Raw genomic sequence first — 16,638 nt, forward strand, 5'->3', positions numbered from 1 at the left:
ATTATTCTTCCTCTTCACTGTCTTTACATTTCTTATCAGCTTTGGTTGTCTTTTTAAACATATCAATAAACTGAGGTATTTGCTCTAGTATTCTATCAAAAATATTTATGTTATTTTGATCAACAGGAAGTAATCTTATTAAATTATCTTTTATAACTAAAAATGCTACAGGTTTTACAGAAATTCCTGAACCAGTTCCACCACCAAAAGGATAATTTTCATGATCTTCCTTTGTTTTTATTGAACAGAATTCACTTCCTCCAGATACAAATCCCAATGATACTCTAGAGATAGGAATTATAGTAGTTCCATCGACAGATTTTATAGGATCACCTACAACAGTATTAACATCTATCATATCTTTTAAATTTTCCAGCATACTTTTCATTAGATTTTCAATAGGATGAGATTCCAATTCAGCTTACCTCCTTAGGATTTAAATAAAATTTATTTTTCTTCTTTACATATATAAGTACCATTATAACTATATAGATAATTTTAACTAAACTTATAAAAGTTATACTTTTTATTGTAAAGCTTAAAACTGTTTTATTAAAAGTTGACTTAATATTTGATTTGAATTTTTTTATTCTAAATATGTTAGATAGTAAATTATATACAGTATTAGATATGCTATGAAGAATTCCATATAAAAGTGCTGTTATAAAGGCATCTTCTAGGCCATAGCATAAATCAATGTATAAACTTATGGAAGGTTTAAATATAGTATCATAAAAAAATTTACTGTGTAGTTTTTTCATAATATTTATATAAAAACTTTGAGAGTGAAAACCATTCATAGTATTGGTTGATTTATTATGAAATCTTTTAGAATGAGATATTTTAAACCTATATAAATAAATGTTAATAGTATTATTTTTATATTCAAAAGTTATATATATAGGAAGTGGAATAAAAAAAATCAAGCCTATAATAAGTAACCAAATCACAAATACTCCTCCAAATTTCTTTATAATCATTATTATTACCAATATTTACTGATAATATGAATTTTTATAAAAACAAATAAAATATTTTAGTTTACATATATTTTATTATGTAAATTTAGATAAAATGTAAACCGGAAAAAGTTTCTTGATTATTAATATAAAATTATGAAAAAAATAAATATAAAGAGAGGTGAACCAAATATGAAAAACAAAACTAAGTTCTGTTTAGTAGCATGTTTACTTATATTGTTTAATATAATTTTTGCATATAAAGTAGAGGCTAAATCGAAAAGATTATATGTTGATGCTAGAAGTGCAATAGCTATGAGCAGCAAGTCTAAAGCTGTGTTATATGAAAAAAATTCTGATATGTTAATACCAATAGCTAGTACTACAAAAATTATGACCTCTTTGATAGCACTGAAATATGGAAATTTAGACATGAAAATAGAAATATCAGAGAAGGCAGCTAATATTCATGGATCTCAGGTAGGATATAAAAAAGGAGAAATTATAACTCTAAGAGAATTACTTTATGGTCTTATGTTAAGATCTGGTAATGATGCTGCAATAGCCATTGCTGAAGGGATAAGTGGAAGTGTAAATGAATTTTTAAAATTAATGAATGAATATGCATTGCAGATAGGTGCTATTAATACGCATTTTGAATCTCCTCATGGACTTGATAGCCAATATCATTATTCAACTGCATATGATTTAGCTTTAATTACATCGAAAGCTAAGGAAAATGAAATTTTCAATAAAATTGTAAGTTCTAAATATGTAGATGCAAATGAATATGGATTCACACGAAGTTATCATAATATTAATAAGATACTATATCAAATTCCAAATGCAAATGGAGTTAAAACAGGATATACAGGTGGTGCAGGAAAGTGCTTAGTTTCATCTATACATGATGAAAAGGATGATATAATTATAGTAGTTCTTAATAGCAATAAACGATGGGACGAAACAAAAAAAATTTATGATCATATTAAACAAAATTTTAAATTTAAACAAATTGCGACTAAAGGAGAAACAATAGATAATATAGTCTGTGATAGAAATAAAAACATAAAGTTAATCTCAAGTGAAGATGTAATAATTCCGGTAGCATTAGAAGAAAATCTAGAAACAAAAGTTATAAAACCAACTAATATACCACGAAAGATTAATTCTGGGACTCCACTTGGAAGACTGTGTATTTATAAAAATGGAAGTTTAGTTAAAACTACTGTATTGATAAGTAAAGATAATATAGATACTAAAATTCATAAAAATATTAAGGAAATTATAAAAAAATTTTTAAAAAGAAGCTAAGGCTTCTTTTTTTATTTTATATGCTAATATTATCTAGAAAAAATGTAAGTTAGATGTATTTTTTACTTAATAAAATAATATAAATTATAGTGTATTATATTGAGTGGGGGTAATTTAATGATAATAACATTAAATTATAAGGATAATAGAAAAGAAGTACTAAATGAAGAAGAGGCTAAAAAAGCTATTGAAAGTATTAATTATTTAAAGCTTATAAAATATTTTATGGCATCTAAAAAAATTGAAAAAGTTAATATAAAAGCGCTAAATAAAGAAATACGAATAGATGAACTTAAGTCTATTGAAGTTTTATTATAAATAAAGCACCACTAAAAAATATAAGTCTTAGTATAATTAAGACTTATATTTTTTTATGTGTTTTTATTATATTCTCAATAAGTTGAAGAAGATTTTCCATGTTGCTTAATTTTATAGATAATAGTGTAACAAAAGGATAGCAAGTAAAATATTTTATTAGTATAGTTGTTAATAGGAGGCATTAGGATGAAATATGAGATCATTGATTGTATAGATGCCGGAAGTGAATATTGTCCTTGCCATTTAGCTGAAACAGGGGACTGTATTCTATGTTCGGAACTTAATAGTAAGACCTTTTGCGACTGTATAAACTGGAAAGGGACTTGTATATATCAAGAATATATATGGAATGGAAATAAAGCTAAAAACGGAAGAAAGCATTATCTATGCAACATAGTTGATAAGAAAAAAATTGATAATAAATTGATAATACTTACTATTAAAGTTCCATATGATTTAAGCCAATCTTTAGTGCGCCCTGGAAGTTTTGTATTTTTGAGAAATCCTTCCTGTGAAGAATACTTTAATGCTCCAATCTCAATTATGGACATAGATACTCTCAACAATACAATAACAGTAGCTATAGAAGTTGTTGCATCCAAAACTAAGAAAATAGATGAATTAAATAAGAATCAAGATATTTTAGTAAAGGCTCCTTATTGGAATGGTGTTCTAGGAGTACGGCATATATTGAATGCAAAAAAAGGAAATTCTATAATTATAGCAAGAGCTATAGGACTAGCACCAATGATACCGATTATGAAAAAACTCTGTGCTAATGACAATAACGTTACATTGATTTTAGACAAGGCTGAGTATAATGAGAACTTTGTAGAAGATTATATTAAATTATATAATGTAAAAGTTATAGAATGCTCTACTTTTAATTGCGGAGAGCTGACAAATGATTTAAAGAAAATATTACAAAATATAGTGAATAAATATGATATTAATTTAATACATTGTTCTGGAGCTGATATTCTTATATATAAAGTTATGGAGTACTTGGGAGATGACTTCAATTATTCCTGCTGTAATAATGCAAAGATGTGTTGTGGTGAAGGAGTATGTGGAGCGTGTACGGCAAGATTTAAAGGACATATAGTTAAAAGGCTATGTAAATTACAAGTTGATCCTAAGTATATTTTTGAAGGGAGGAGACTAATATGAAGGTTATTATAATAGGCGGAGGTTGGGCAGGATGTGCAGCAGCCATAACTGCTAAAAAAGCTGGAGCTCAAGTAGTATTATACGAAAAGACTGATATGATATTAGGACTTGGAAATGTTGGCGGAATAATGAGGAATAATGGGAGATACACGGCTAGCGAAGAATTAATAGCACTTGGAGCTGGTGATTTAATAAATATAACAGATAAAAATAGCAGACATAAAAATATAAATTTTCCAGGACATGAACATGCCTGGTTATATGATGTTAATAGAATAGAAGCAGAAGTTAGAAAATACCTAGAAGACATGAATATAGAATTAAAGCTTATATCTAGAGTTATAAATGTAAAAAAAGAAAATAATAAAATTATAGGCATATATACAAGTGATGGAAACTATGAGGAAGGTGATGTGTTCATAGAAACTACAGGAACAACAGGACCTATGGGCAATTGTTTAAGATATGGAAATGGATGCTCTATGTGCGTTTTAAGATGTCCTTCATTTGGTCCAAGAATAAGCATAAGCCAAAGAGCTGGAATTGAGGATTTAAGAGGAGAAAGAGCAGATGAGGTATACGGAGCATTTAGTGGTTCTTGTAAACTATGTAAAGAAAGTATAGATAAAGAAATAGTTGATGAATTGGAGGAAAAAGGAGTAGTAGTATTAAAGGTTCCTGAAGAAGATGTTAATTTAGATAAACTAAAAATAAAAGTTTGCCAGCAATATGCTTTAAAAGAATTTGCTGAAAATGTAGTATTATTAGACACAGGACATGTAAAGTTAATGACATCTTATTATCCATTGGAAAAGTTAAGAAAAATTAAAGGATTAGAACATGTAAAATATATAGATCCGTATGCTGGTGGCAAAGGGAATTCAATAAGGTACTTGGCAATTACTCCTAGAGATAATACTATGAAAGTAAAGGGTATAGATAACTTATTCTGTGGAGGGGAAAAGGCAGGTCTATTTGTAGGACATACAGAAGCAATATGTACAGGTTCTCTTGCTGGACATAATGCTGCTAGATATGCAGCAGGTAAAAAACTACTAAGCTTACCAAATGAAACTGTCATTGGTGACATTATAGATTTTTCAAATAAGAGATTTTTAGAAGATAAGGATAGAAAGAGTAGATTTACTTTTGCAGGTTCAATATATTTTGATAGAATGAAACAGTTAGGATTATATACAATTGATAAAGATAAAATTAAAGATAGAATTAAAAAACTTGGGTTAGAAAATGTATTTACAAAAAAATTAGTATAAAAATAATAAAAAAAGCTCGATTTCGTATAAGTTGAGTTCAGGCTGTTGATAAACACATTTTGTCAACAGCCTTTTTATATTTATTCTAAAAATAATGGTATCCAGTGGTAGATCCGAGCCTAGGAGTTTTTTACTGCTTGTTTAAATTTTTTAGAACTAGCAAATAAATTTAAAAGCTGATGAAAGCACTAGGTATAAAAGAATAGTAAAGGCTGGCGGAACTAAAAGTCTAAAAAAAATTGAACATGATAAAAAAGTATTTAAAATAGTTCTTTATGATTATGTAATAAATGTAAATAGAAATATAAAAGAAGTTTTACAAGATGTTAAAGAAGTTATTAAAAGTAATGGAGCAGCATAAATGGAAAATGTCTAAGGAAAATAGAGTTACAGTGCTATATTCTCCTTAGACAATCAATTGAAATTAATTAATCCGCACTGGTATAACCAGCTATACAGTGAATATGACTGTTTTCAAGTTTTACTCTAGTTTCAAAATAGTGATAATGAAGTCCATTAGGCAGCATTATTGCTGGACCTGTTCTGGTTTCATAATCATGGTCATGCTCGTGGTTATAGGTTGTTTCGCCTTTCATGGAATGAGTATGAGGTACTCTGCTTGGTGCTTTGGATGTAACTCCGCCATAATGATGAATGTGACCATGATTGTATGTTGTTGTGCCTGAGTAACTATGAGAATGTTCCACTATGATTCCTCCAAAAATTTCTATGCATTAACAATATATGTATAATTTAGTGATATTGTTACGCTAAGATTTTAGTAATGATTACTGTAACTGTTGGAAGTGGAGCTAAAGACATATATAGAAACTATCTTAGAAAAAATAATGATACAGAACTTGCGTTCAACAGAATGTGTTTAAATGTATTAAACAAAATAGAACCATAAAAAGGTCAAACATTAAATTAAAGAGTTATTAGGCTCTTTTTTATATACAAACAATATGAGGTGGTGGCAATGTAGAATAACAAATATAAGAGGACTAGATAAAAATGAAATTAGAGCTGAGTATGAAACTGGCAATTATACATTTAAGAAACCAGATGAGAAGTTTAATATTAGTGAAGGCACTATAAAATTATAGGCAAAGAGAGATAAATACAATGGAGGCCCGTGAATTAAATACAACCGTAAAAAAAGTTGCAACCAAGGCTGAAAAAGTTGCAACTAAAAATATAAGTAAGAATAATATAAATAAAGAGCCTGAGCTTAAAGCAGTTATCGAGTTGGAGAATTCGGAATTGACTGATAAGCAAAGGCTCTTTTGCATTTACTACGTAAGTAATCCCAATATATTCAAATGGATTAGAAATAACCTTAGAAGCAATAATAAGAGTATATATGTATAAACGAAGTTGAAGGACAAATAGATGAACAAACTTTTACATATATTGAGTATTGGACAAATTCAACTATGGATAGATATAAGTTTCAAGGTTCGTATAATGGTTCTATGATTTCAGAAGAACATATTAATTATACTATTGGAGAAGTATCATTTATTGGATTTGCTAATAACTCTCTTAAGAAAAGTGACTTAAGTAGATAAAACAAAGTGACTTATTATGATAAGGTTAAAATATGAAGTAGATATGTTCGATATTTGTGATAATTGTAATTGGCAAAATAGTGGGCCTAGAGAAACAGAGAATAGTCCAGTAGGGCCAAAAATAAAAATAGACATTTACCAACTTATTTTTATATAGACTAAGTTTTACATTTGAGAATTAATTTAATATTATCAATTATGAAATTTTATATTATTTAGCAACATATATTTAATTTTATTGCAAAATAATAACATATAAATACTTATTATATAAAAGACAATGAGAAAGGGGAAGAATTTATGAAAATAGTTGTTATAGGTTGTACACATGCTGGAACAGCAGCTATATTAAATACTGCAAATTTATATCCATATGCTGAAATAACTGTTTATGAAAAAAATGATAATATATCATTTTTATCCTGTGGAATTGCTCTATATATAGCAGGTGTAGTAAAAGACCGTCAAGGCTTATTTTATTGTTCACCAGACAAATTAGAAGAATTAGGTGTAAAAACTAAAATGATGCATGAAGTATTAGATATAGACATAAATAATAAAGAAATTAAGGTAAAGAATTTAAAAGATAACAATATTTTTAAAGATAATTTTGATAAGCTAATAATTACAACAGGATCATGGCCAATAATGCCTAGAATTGAAGGAATTGATTTAGAAAATATTCTTTTATCAAAAAACTTTTACCATTCTAATACAATAATTGAAAAAGCCAAGGATGCGAAAAACATAATAGTAGTAGGTGCAGGATATATTGGAGTTGAGTTAGCAGAGGCTTTTGAGTCGAATGGTAAAAATGTAACACTTATAGATGCTCAAGATAGAATTTTAAGTAAATATTTGGATAAAGAATTTACTGATATGGCTGAAGAAGTTTTTAGGGAACATTCAATAAAATTAGCCTTAGGAGAAACAGTTAAAAAATTTGAGGAAAAAAATAAAAAGGTTTCAAGAGTAATTACAAATAAGAACGAATATGAAACTGATTTAGTTATACTATGTATTGGATTCAAGCCTAATACAGATATGCTTAAAGGTAAAATTGATATGCTAGATAACGGAGCAATTATAATAGATGAATATATGAGAACTAGTAATAAAGATGTATTCGCAGCTGGAGACAATTGCGCTGTATTATATAACCCTACAGGAACATATGAATATATTCCTTTAGCAACTAATGCAGTTCGTATGGGAACATTAGTTGCTAGGAACTTAATTAAACCAACCACAAAGTATATCGGAACTCAAGGTACTTCTGGAATTAAGATATATGATTATAATATTGCTTCAACAGGCTTAACAGAATATTCAGCTAAGCTTAAGGGAATAAAAGTTAAAGAAGTAACAGTTGAAGATAGTTATCGCCCTGAATTTATGCCTACTCACGATAATGTAAAATTAAAGATAGTTTATTCAGAGGACTCAAGAATAATCCTAGGAGCTCAGATAATATCCAAGGTAGATTTAACTCAAGCTATAAATACTATATCTGTATGTATCCAAAGAAAAATAACAATAGATGAATTAGCATTTATAGACTTCTTTTTCCAGCCTCATTATAATAAGCCATGGAACTTGTTAAATCAAGCTGGATTAAATGCCAATTAGTATGAAATAGGGTAAAAAGTATACATAATATTTATTATGTATACTTTTTAAATTGTAAACAAATACTTCCGAAAATTTAAAATAATTATATGTAATCATTAAACTAATTACACGCATATAGTACTTATATAAAAATAAAAAATCTAGGGGGAATAAACATAGTTAATATGCTCTTAGGAATAATAACTTATATCGCTATTTCTATATTCATAATGATTATTATATACAATCAAAAAAATATTATAGAAAAGTTTCTTATAAATCTTATATTTTTAATGATAGGAACTATTAGTGCATTAGCAGAATTATATATAGCTATACATGTTCCTAAAAATGAAGAAATTGTTTATCTCAAAAAGCCAATTATTTTTAGCGTATTATTTATTTCTCTATTGCTTATGTTGATGCTGCATAACATGTATTATATATGGAAGGAAATAAATTCATTAGAAAATACTCACGTAAAGTGGCAGAAATTAATGTATAATAATAGATTTCTTTTCTTCATTGCTAGTATAACTATATCAATTTCTATAGTGATTTTTGCTTATGGATTTCTTTATTACATAATTAACAATCTTCCACCTGATATTATTTCTGATTTAAATGGTAATTTCATGGATGATGGAGGAAAAAAGAGTCTTGTTGATTGTATATATTTTAGTGGAGTTACTTTTTTTACTGTAGGTTATGGAGATATGATTCCAAAAGGAGTATTTTTATGTATCTTAGTGTTGCTAGAAATGGTTACTTCTTATATATTGAGCATTATTTCCATACCCATATTACTATCTATACTTGTAGGAAGACAAGAAAATATGTACATCAAAAAATAAAATATATAAAAAGACAAGGGCGCGTTTAATCCCTTGTTTTTTTAGGAGGTTTAGGTCCAATATATTGGTAATAATAGCATTGAATCCTTCCATTATATAATTTTCGATTCTTATCAGATTTTTTACCAAAGAATTTCTCAAATTGGTCATAAGAAGTAATTATGAAATATGACCAAGTATCTAATTTTCTAAAGGTTTTCCCCATATCTGAATATAAAAGCTCAACCTTTTTCTTATCACTTAATCTTTCTCCATAAGGAGGATTACATACTATAGTTCCATAATGTTTTTTAGAGCTAAGTGCTGTGACTTCTTGTGTCTGAAAATGGATGCAATCATCTACACCAGCTTTTTCTGCATTTTTTCTAGCTGTAGAGATTATCTTATCATCAATGTCATATCCAAATATGTTAAATTGTTTATCATACATTATAGCTTCATAAGCTTCTTTTCTTACCTTTTTCCAAGTTAAACTGGAAATAATAAAATCCCAATCTTCACATGCAAAATTTCTATTAAGTCCAGGAGCTATATTTTTAGCAATTAAAGCTGCTTCAATGGGAATAGTCCCTGAACCACAAAAAGGATCCACAAAATTTCTGTCATATCTCCAATTACTTAAAAGCACTAAAGCTGCAGCTAAAGTTTCTTTCAAAGGAGCTGCACTTCCAATTTCTCTATATCCTCTTTTGTGAAGAGCATCTCCACTTGTATCTAAAAGCACGGTGGCATTATCATTTAATATAGATACCAATATAGGATACTTACTACCACTTTCACTAAACCACTCTATAGAATAAGATTCTTTTAATTTTTCTACTATTGCTTTCTTGGTTATTGACTGTATATCTGATAAGCTAAAAAGTTTAGATTTAACTGATTTAGCGTTTACTATAAAGTTTGCATCTTCCGGAAGATAGTTTGCCCAATTAATATGTTTAACTCCTTGAAATAGCTCCTCAAAGGTAGTTGCTTTAAATTCAGATAATTTTATGTATATTCTATCTGCACACCTTAACCAAAGATTAGATTTACATATACATTCCTCATCACCATTATAAGTAATTTTTCCGTTTTCAACTTTTAAATTACTATATCCTAATCTTTTTAACTCTTTTGCAACAATTGATTCTAATCCAAATGCAGCAGTAGCTATTATGTCGTAGTTTGCCATATAAATTTCCGCCTTTCTTTAAGGTAATATTTTTCCTCTAATATATCATTATAAAATATAAAAAACAATTAGTTTTATTAATATAGTATATAATATATTTATCCATTATTCATAAACAAAGATTGGAGAGAGTAATATGAGTCAATGTGTTATATGCGGAGAACAAGGTGAAAAACATCATATAGTTTATAAAAGTCAAGGTGGTTTAGATATTCCAATGAACTATATATTTTTATGCCCTTATCATCATCGAGGTTTAGATGGTCCTCATAAAAATAGAAAAATTGATTTGAAGTATAAAAGAATGCTTCAGAATAATATTATGAATGTATTAAAAAATGATTTTTATACCTTGGAAGAAATATCAAAAGTTCTAGAAATTAACCCTTTTCAAACAAAAATATTATCAAATGAAATAAAAAGATATAAATTAGGTTATAAGAGGATAGATATTATAAAACGAATTATGGGTGGAAAATTATATTAAGTTCAAGTATAATGTCACTTGGAAAAGAATGATAAATAATAAAGCATTGAAGGTGGTAAATCTTGAAAGAAAGACTACAAAAGTATATGGCTGCCTGTGGAGTAGCGTCAAGAAGAAAATGTGAAGAAATAATTAAAAGCGGAAGAGTAAAAGTTAATGAAAAAGTTATCACAGAATTAGGCTATAAAATTGATCCTCTAATAGATAATGTTTATATAGATTCAAAGCTTATTAGCTTAGAAGAAAGGAAAGTTTATATTGCTTTGAATAAGCCTGAAGGATATGTCTCTACTGTGAAGGATGAAAGGGGAAGAAAAACTATATTAGATATAGTAAAAGTTGATGAAAGAATTTTTCCTATAGGAAGATTAGATTATAATACATCAGGTTTATTACTACTTACAAATGATGGCGATATATATAATCGAGTAATTCATCCTCGTCAGCAGATTAATAAAGTATATATAGCTACTATAAGAGGAATACCCACTGAAAATGAAATAAATAGGTTTTGTAATGGAATTGATATAGGTGGATATATTACAGCTACAGCTCAATTTAAAATCTTAAAAAAGATGAATTCTAATTGTAAGGTAGAAATAATAATTCACGAAGGAAAGAATAGACAAATAAGACGTATGTGTGAAGCTATAGGTCACCCAGTCATAGCTCTAAAAAGAGTAGCTGTTGGCAAGATATCTATAGGAAACTTAAGAAAGGGAGAATGGAGATACTTGCACGAAAATGAAGTGAATTACTTAAAAAGTTTATAATAATAGTATGAAGTTTTAATAAATATGAATTATATATTGATAAATAATTTAATTGGTGCTAAAATGAAATAAAAATTTCATTTTTCTGCAATATAAGAAGGGATTGAATATATATGGATGACAACAATCAGGATTTGATGAGAACAATACAAATGAAATTTCCAAGGTTAAGTAAAGGACAAAAGCTTATTGCCGAATACATATTAAAGCATTATGATAAAGCAGCTTTTATGACTGCAGCAAAACTTGGAAATAGTGTAGGTGTTAGTGAATCTACTGTAGTTAGATTTGCAAATGAACTAGGTTTTAGTGGGTACCCTAAATTACAAAAATCTTTACACGATTTAATAAAAAACAAATTAACAACAGTACAAAGAATTGAAATATCAAATAGTTTGATTAATCAAGAAAATGCCTTAAAAGGTGTATTAAAAGCAGATATGGAAAATATAAGAGCTACTTTAGAAAAAATTAATCATAAAGATTTTGAAGAAGTAGTAAACAGCATTTTTAATTCAAGAAGGATATATATTATTGGATTAAGGAGTTCTACAGTATTAGCAGAATTTCTTGGATTTTATTTAAATATGATTTTAGATAATGTAAAGGTAATAAAGCATGGTATTAGCGATATTTTTGATCAAATGATAAATATAACAGAAGAAGATTTGGTTATTGGAATTGGATTCCCACGATATGCAGCAAGAACTGTTGAAGTCTTAGAATTTGCTCAAAGTAAAGGAACAAAAGTTGTTGCTATAACAGATAGCCTTCTATCTCCACTGGCAACTAGAGCTGAATATACATTAATAGCACAAAGTAATATGGCGTCTTTTGTTGATTCTCTAGTTGCTCCGCTTAGTGTAATTAACGCCTTAATAGTTGCAGTTGGATTACGAGAAAAGGAGCATATTTCAAGTCTTTTTAAAGAGCTAGAAAACATTTGGGAAGAATATCAAGTATACTCTTATAAAAGAGATGAATAACATTATAGAAGTAAGAAATTATACATAGTTTCTTACTTCTATTTTTTTATTTATAATTAAAGTGTTTGATAGAATTTTATTACTTGAATAAAATATTTCATTGTATTAGATTATAATAGTAATAAGTTTATGCATAGTTTATAATTCTGGTTACTAAAATTAATGAGGTGGACAAATGAAAACAGTTATAGTCATAGGTGGAGGACCTGCAGGTATGATGGCAGCCATTTCTGCTGCTGATAAATATAAGGTTATTTTAGTTGAAAAGAATGAAAAATTAGGTAAGAAATTATTTATTACTGGAAAAGGAAGATGCAATGTAACAAATGCAAAAGATATAAGTGAATTCTTTGATAATATTCCAGTAAACTCTAATTTTATGTATAGCAGTCTATATTCTTTTACAAACCAAGATACAATGAACTTTTTTAATAAATTAGGAGTAAAGTTAAAAGTGGAACGCGGTGATAGAGTATTCCCAGAATCAGATAAATCATCTGACATTATAAAGGCTCTTGAAAATGAATTACATAGGAAAAATGTGAATATAATGCTTAATTCTAAAGTAGATACAATTGAATGTAACGGTAAAAAAATAACAAAAATAGTTCTTAAAAATGGAAAAAAACTGTCGGCAGATTATTTTATACTTGCTACAGGTGGATTATCTTACCCTAAAACAGGTTCTACAGGTGAAGGGTTACTATTTGCCAAAGAACTTGGACATAATATAATAGATCCTAAGCCATCCTTAGTTCCTATAGAAGTAGAAGAAAAATGGGTAAAAGATCTTCAAGGGTTATCCTTGAAAAATATAAAATTTATTATTAAAGATGATAAAGATAAAACTCTATATGAAGAATTTGGCGAGATGATCTTTACACACTTTGGAATATCTGGACCTGTAGTTCTTAGTGGAAGTAGAGTTGTTAACTTAAAACCTAATTTAAGAGCAGTAATTAATTTAAAGCCAGCTTTATCTTTTGAGGAATTAGATAAAAGGATACAAAGAGATTTTGCTAAAAATCTGAATAAAGATTTTAAAAATGCTCTTAATGATTTACTTCCTAGTAAAATTATAAATACCGTAGTACAGTTAAGTGGAATAAATGAAAGTAAAAAAGTAAACTCCATAACTAAGGAAGAGAGAAAAAGACTTGTTTATCTTCTTCAAAACTTTCAACTAAAGATTAAAGGGTTAAGACCTATATCAGAGGCTATAATTACATCTGGTGGAATAGATGTAAAGGAAATTAATCCTTCTACAATGAAATCTAAAATAATTGATAACTTATATTTTGCTGGAGAAATGATAGATGTGGATGGATATACAGGTGGCTTTAATATTCAAATAGCTTTGTCCACAGGTTATCTTGCTGGCATAAGCGTTGGTGTGGATTAAATATTAATTTGTTTTGAAGGATTTTTATATTTTCTCTAGAATATAATTAAGAGGTTCTATTTAAGAAAGGCGGTATTGATTTGAGAATAAGTGTAGCAATTGATGGTCCAGCAGGAGCAGGAAAAAGTACTATAGCAAAAATGGTTGCAGATAAATTTAATCTTATGTACATAAATACTGGTTCAATGTATAGAGCTATTACACTAATAGCTCTAGAGAATAATGTTTCATATAAAGACATTGATGGTTTGTGTAAATTAATAGATGATTTAGATATGGAGTTTCAAAATAATGAATTAATATTAAACGGAGAAAACATTAATGATAAATTAACCCTCCCTAATATAAGTGATAATGTTTCAAATTATGCAGCGGTGCCAGAAGTAAGAGAAAAGTTAGTATATTTACAAAGGAAAATGTCTGAGAAATATAATGTCATAATGGATGGTAGGGATATTGGAACAGTTGTATTAAAGGATGCACCTTTCAAATTCTATCTAACAGCTTCGCCTGAAGAAAGAGCTAAAAGAAGGTATAATGAATTATTAGAGAAAAATATAGACGTCGATTATGATAAAATCTTAGAAGAGATTAAAAAAAGAGATTATATAGATTCACATAGAGAAATAAATCCACTAGTTAAAGCTAAAGATGCAATAGAAATTGATACAACATCAATGACTATTGACGATGTTGTTAATATAATATCAAGCTATATAAGTAATAATTTAAATAACATAATCAAGTAAGGTAGTGTGATATAAGGTGAAAAAAATAATATTAGCAGATAAGGCTGGTTTTTGCTTTGGAGTTAAAAGAGCAGTCGATACAGCCTTAAAATATAGAGAAAAATATGATAAGCCAATATATACTCTAGGTCAACTAATCCATAATAACGATGTGGTTGAATTTTTGAAATTAAAAAATATATATTCTATAGAGATAAATGAATTAGATTCTTTAAAAGAAGGAGATGTTATAATAATAAGGTCTCATGGAATATCTCCTAAAATACTTAAAACATTAGAGAAAAAGAAATTAATAATAGCAGATGCTACATGTCCCTATGTAGCACATATACAACAAAAAGTAGAAAAGTACTCTAAATCAGGATATAGCATAGTTATAGTTGGAGATTATACTCATCCAGAAGTAATCGGAATAAATGGTTGTTGTGATGATAAGGCCATAGTATCAAAAGATGGTTCTAATATTACGGAACTTCCTTCAAAAGTATGTGTAGTAGCACAAACCACTGAAAAGCAAGAAAATTGGGAAAAAGTGATAAATATTATAGCAAAGCAATGCAAAGAGTTTATTGCATTTAATACAATATGTAACGCTACTCAAATAAGACAAAAAGCTGCACGTGAATTATCAAGTCAGGTAGATACTATGATAATCATTGGTGGTCATCATAGTTCAAACACAGCAAAATTATACGAAATTTGCAAAGAAAATTGTAAAAATACTATACATGTAGAAAATTCAAGTGAAATACCTGAAGAAGTAATTAAGAGCAGTAAGAATATAGGTGTTACGGCAGGAGCTTCAACACCTGATTGGATTATAAAGGAGGCCATATTAAAAATGAATGAAAGTAAAGATTTAGAATTTAATGAGCAATTAGCTTTTATGGAGGAAAATGATGTTCAAATTGCTGTTGGAGATGTGATAGAAGGAAAAATTATTTTGTTAAACGATAATGAAGCATTTGTTGATATTGGTTATAAAAAAGATGGAATTATTCCTTTAAAAGAGGCGACGAGAGATGAAAATGTGAGTATTAAAGATATTTTTAATGTAGGAGACACAGTAGAAGCTAAGGTAGTAAGTCTTAGAAATAATGATGGATATGTAGTATTATCAAAGATTGAAATCGAAAGGGAAAAAGCATATGATGAATTAAAATATGCTTTTGAAAATAAAGAAATTATAAAATTATTAATTAAAGAAGTAGTTAATGGAGGCGTTATAGGAAGATATAAAGGAATAAGAGTGTTTATTCCAGCTTCTCATATAGAACTTCATCATGTTGACAATTTAGAATCCTACATAGGAAAAGAATTAGATGTAAATATAATAGAATATAAGATTCAAAGAAGAGGAACTAAAATAGTTGCTTCTAGAAGAGACATACTAATGAAACAACAGCTAGAAAGAGAAAATAAGACATGGGAAAAGCTTCATAAGGATCAAATTGTAGAGGGAGAAATAAAGAGAATAACTAATTTTGGAGCTTTTGTGGATATATATGGTATAGATGGTTTGCTACATGTTTCTGAAATTTCTTGGGGAAGGATCGAAAAACCAGAAGATGTATTAAAAATAGGTCAGAAAATAAAAGTATATATATTAGAAGCTGATAAAGAAAGTAAAAAATTATCCTTAAGTATAAAAAAACTAATCCCAAATCCATGGAATGATGTAGAAGAAAAATATCCTGTAGGTAATATGGTTTTAGGAAAAGTTGTTCGTTTTGCTGATTTTGGTGCTTTCGTAGAATTAGAACCTGGTGTAGATGGATTAGTTCATATTTCTGAAATAAGCTATAAGAGAATTAACAAACCAGAAGATGTGTTAAAAATAGGAGAACAAGTTAAGGCTAAGATAATTAATGTGAATAAAGAAGAAAAGAAAATTAGCTTGAGCATAAAAGAAGCTGAATAAATACAAAAATAAGTCCATAATAGAAAATACTTAAGTTTTCTTTTGGACTTATTTTTGTAATATTTATTTGTCTAC

The 16,638-nt window shown here is 27.9% G+C and carries 19 protein-coding genes; 15 read left to right on the top strand and 4 right to left on the bottom strand.

Annotated elements, in window-relative coordinates:
* Position 1: 1 nt before the first annotated feature.
* Positions 2 to 415: a GerW family sporulation protein gene (gene ytfJ / locus CPAL_RS03825; protein WP_061857404.1), complete on the bottom strand. Its 414-nt coding sequence runs from the start codon at positions 413 to 415 to the stop codon at positions 2 to 4.
* A 1-nt stretch (position 416) separates the two neighbouring features.
* On the bottom strand, positions 417 to 950 hold the full coding sequence (locus tag CPAL_RS03830) for a DUF2953 domain-containing protein (protein ID WP_165815343.1): 534 nt from the start codon (positions 948 to 950) through the stop codon (positions 417 to 419).
* A 201-nt stretch (positions 951 to 1,151) separates the two neighbouring features.
* Here CPAL_RS03830 and CPAL_RS03835 point away from each other — a divergent pair, with 201 nt between their 5' ends.
* The 4 genes from CPAL_RS03835 (at position 1,152) to CPAL_RS03850 (ending at position 5,035) form a co-directional block, all read left to right on the top strand.
* Entirely contained in the window at positions 1,152 to 2,273 is a 1,122-nt protein-coding gene (locus tag CPAL_RS03835) for a D-alanyl-D-alanine carboxypeptidase family protein (protein ID WP_061857406.1), read from the top strand.
* A 117-nt stretch (positions 2,274 to 2,390) separates the two neighbouring features.
* Complete coding sequence (locus tag CPAL_RS03840; RefSeq protein WP_061857407.1) at positions 2,391 to 2,591, top strand: hypothetical protein; 201 nt, start codon at positions 2,391 to 2,393, stop codon at positions 2,589 to 2,591.
* A 186-nt stretch (positions 2,592 to 2,777) separates the two neighbouring features.
* Positions 2,778 to 3,761, top strand: a complete 984-nt coding sequence (locus CPAL_RS03845; protein WP_106024125.1) for a sulfide/dihydroorotate dehydrogenase-like FAD/NAD-binding protein — start codon at positions 2,778 to 2,780, stop codon at positions 3,759 to 3,761.
* Positions 3,758 to 5,035, top strand: coding sequence for an FAD-dependent oxidoreductase (locus CPAL_RS03850; RefSeq protein WP_061857409.1), 1,278 nt, complete (start codon positions 3,758 to 3,760; stop codon positions 5,033 to 5,035). The genes CPAL_RS03845 and CPAL_RS03850 overlap by 4 nt, the downstream gene beginning before the upstream one ends.
* A gap of 428 nt (positions 5,036 to 5,463) precedes the next feature.
* Here CPAL_RS03850 and CPAL_RS03855 read toward each other — a convergent pair whose 3' ends face one another.
* Positions 5,464 to 5,742: a YmaF family protein gene (locus CPAL_RS03855; RefSeq protein WP_242862600.1), complete on the bottom strand. Its 279-nt coding sequence runs from the start codon at positions 5,740 to 5,742 to the stop codon at positions 5,464 to 5,466.
* Positions 5,743 to 5,819: 77 nt separating this feature from the next.
* Here CPAL_RS03855 and CPAL_RS14160 point away from each other — a divergent pair, with 77 nt between their 5' ends.
* The 5 genes from CPAL_RS14160 (at position 5,820) to CPAL_RS03870 (ending at position 9,071) form a co-directional block, all read left to right on the top strand.
* Complete coding sequence (locus CPAL_RS14160; protein ID WP_278320557.1) at positions 5,820 to 5,945, top strand: hypothetical protein; 126 nt, start codon at positions 5,820 to 5,822, stop codon at positions 5,943 to 5,945.
* Between the two features lie 215 nt (positions 5,946 to 6,160).
* Entirely contained in the window at positions 6,161 to 6,406 is a 246-nt protein-coding gene (locus CPAL_RS14000; protein ID WP_061857411.1) for a hypothetical protein, read from the top strand.
* Between the two features lie 65 nt (positions 6,407 to 6,471).
* Entirely contained in the window at positions 6,472 to 6,606 is a 135-nt protein-coding gene (locus CPAL_RS14165; protein WP_273091743.1) for a hypothetical protein, read from the top strand.
* A gap of 300 nt (positions 6,607 to 6,906) precedes the next feature.
* Positions 6,907 to 8,235: an FAD-dependent oxidoreductase gene (locus CPAL_RS03865; protein WP_061857412.1), complete on the top strand. Its 1,329-nt coding sequence runs from the start codon at positions 6,907 to 6,909 to the stop codon at positions 8,233 to 8,235.
* 167 nt (positions 8,236 to 8,402) lie between these two features.
* A complete protein-coding gene (locus tag CPAL_RS03870) occupies positions 8,403 to 9,071 on the top strand; it encodes a potassium channel family protein (RefSeq protein ID WP_106024126.1) in 669 nt (222 codons plus the stop codon).
* 25 nt (positions 9,072 to 9,096) lie between these two features.
* Here CPAL_RS03870 and CPAL_RS03875 read toward each other — a convergent pair whose 3' ends face one another.
* Positions 9,097 to 10,245, bottom strand: coding sequence for a THUMP domain-containing class I SAM-dependent RNA methyltransferase (locus tag CPAL_RS03875; protein WP_061857414.1), 1,149 nt, complete (start codon positions 10,243 to 10,245; stop codon positions 9,097 to 9,099).
* 136 nt (positions 10,246 to 10,381) lie between these two features.
* On the opposite strand from CPAL_RS03875, the gene CPAL_RS03880 reads away from it, so the two are divergent.
* The 6 genes from CPAL_RS03880 (at position 10,382) to CPAL_RS03905 (ending at position 16,563) form a co-directional block, all read left to right on the top strand.
* The gene (locus tag CPAL_RS03880) at positions 10,382 to 10,732 is read left to right on the top strand and encodes an HNH endonuclease (RefSeq protein WP_061857415.1); all 351 of its coding nucleotides are present in this window, start codon (positions 10,382 to 10,384) and stop codon (positions 10,730 to 10,732) included.
* A 62-nt stretch (positions 10,733 to 10,794) separates the two neighbouring features.
* Positions 10,795 to 11,505 (top strand): pseudouridine synthase, encoded by a 711-nt coding sequence (locus tag CPAL_RS03885; RefSeq protein WP_061857416.1) that lies wholly within the window; start codon positions 10,795 to 10,797, stop codon positions 11,503 to 11,505.
* A gap of 113 nt (positions 11,506 to 11,618) precedes the next feature.
* On the top strand, positions 11,619 to 12,491 hold the full coding sequence (locus CPAL_RS03890) for a MurR/RpiR family transcriptional regulator (protein WP_061857417.1): 873 nt from the start codon (positions 11,619 to 11,621) through the stop codon (positions 12,489 to 12,491).
* A gap of 175 nt (positions 12,492 to 12,666) precedes the next feature.
* Positions 12,667 to 13,893: a BaiN/RdsA family NAD(P)/FAD-dependent oxidoreductase gene (locus CPAL_RS03895; RefSeq protein ID WP_061857418.1), complete on the top strand. Its 1,227-nt coding sequence runs from the start codon at positions 12,667 to 12,669 to the stop codon at positions 13,891 to 13,893.
* A gap of 74 nt (positions 13,894 to 13,967) precedes the next feature.
* Complete coding sequence (gene cmk, locus CPAL_RS03900; protein ID WP_207644337.1) at positions 13,968 to 14,642, top strand: (d)CMP kinase; 675 nt, start codon at positions 13,968 to 13,970, stop codon at positions 14,640 to 14,642.
* Between the two features lie 16 nt (positions 14,643 to 14,658).
* On the top strand, positions 14,659 to 16,563 hold the full coding sequence (locus CPAL_RS03905; RefSeq protein WP_106024127.1) for a bifunctional 4-hydroxy-3-methylbut-2-enyl diphosphate reductase/30S ribosomal protein S1: 1,905 nt from the start codon (positions 14,659 to 14,661) through the stop codon (positions 16,561 to 16,563).
* Positions 16,564 to 16,638: the final 75 nt, after the last annotated feature.

This window comes from Clostridium thermopalmarium DSM 5974 (assembly GCF_002995795.1).
Lineage (GTDB): Bacteria > Bacillota > Clostridia > Clostridiales > Clostridiaceae > Clostridium_H > Clostridium_H thermopalmarium.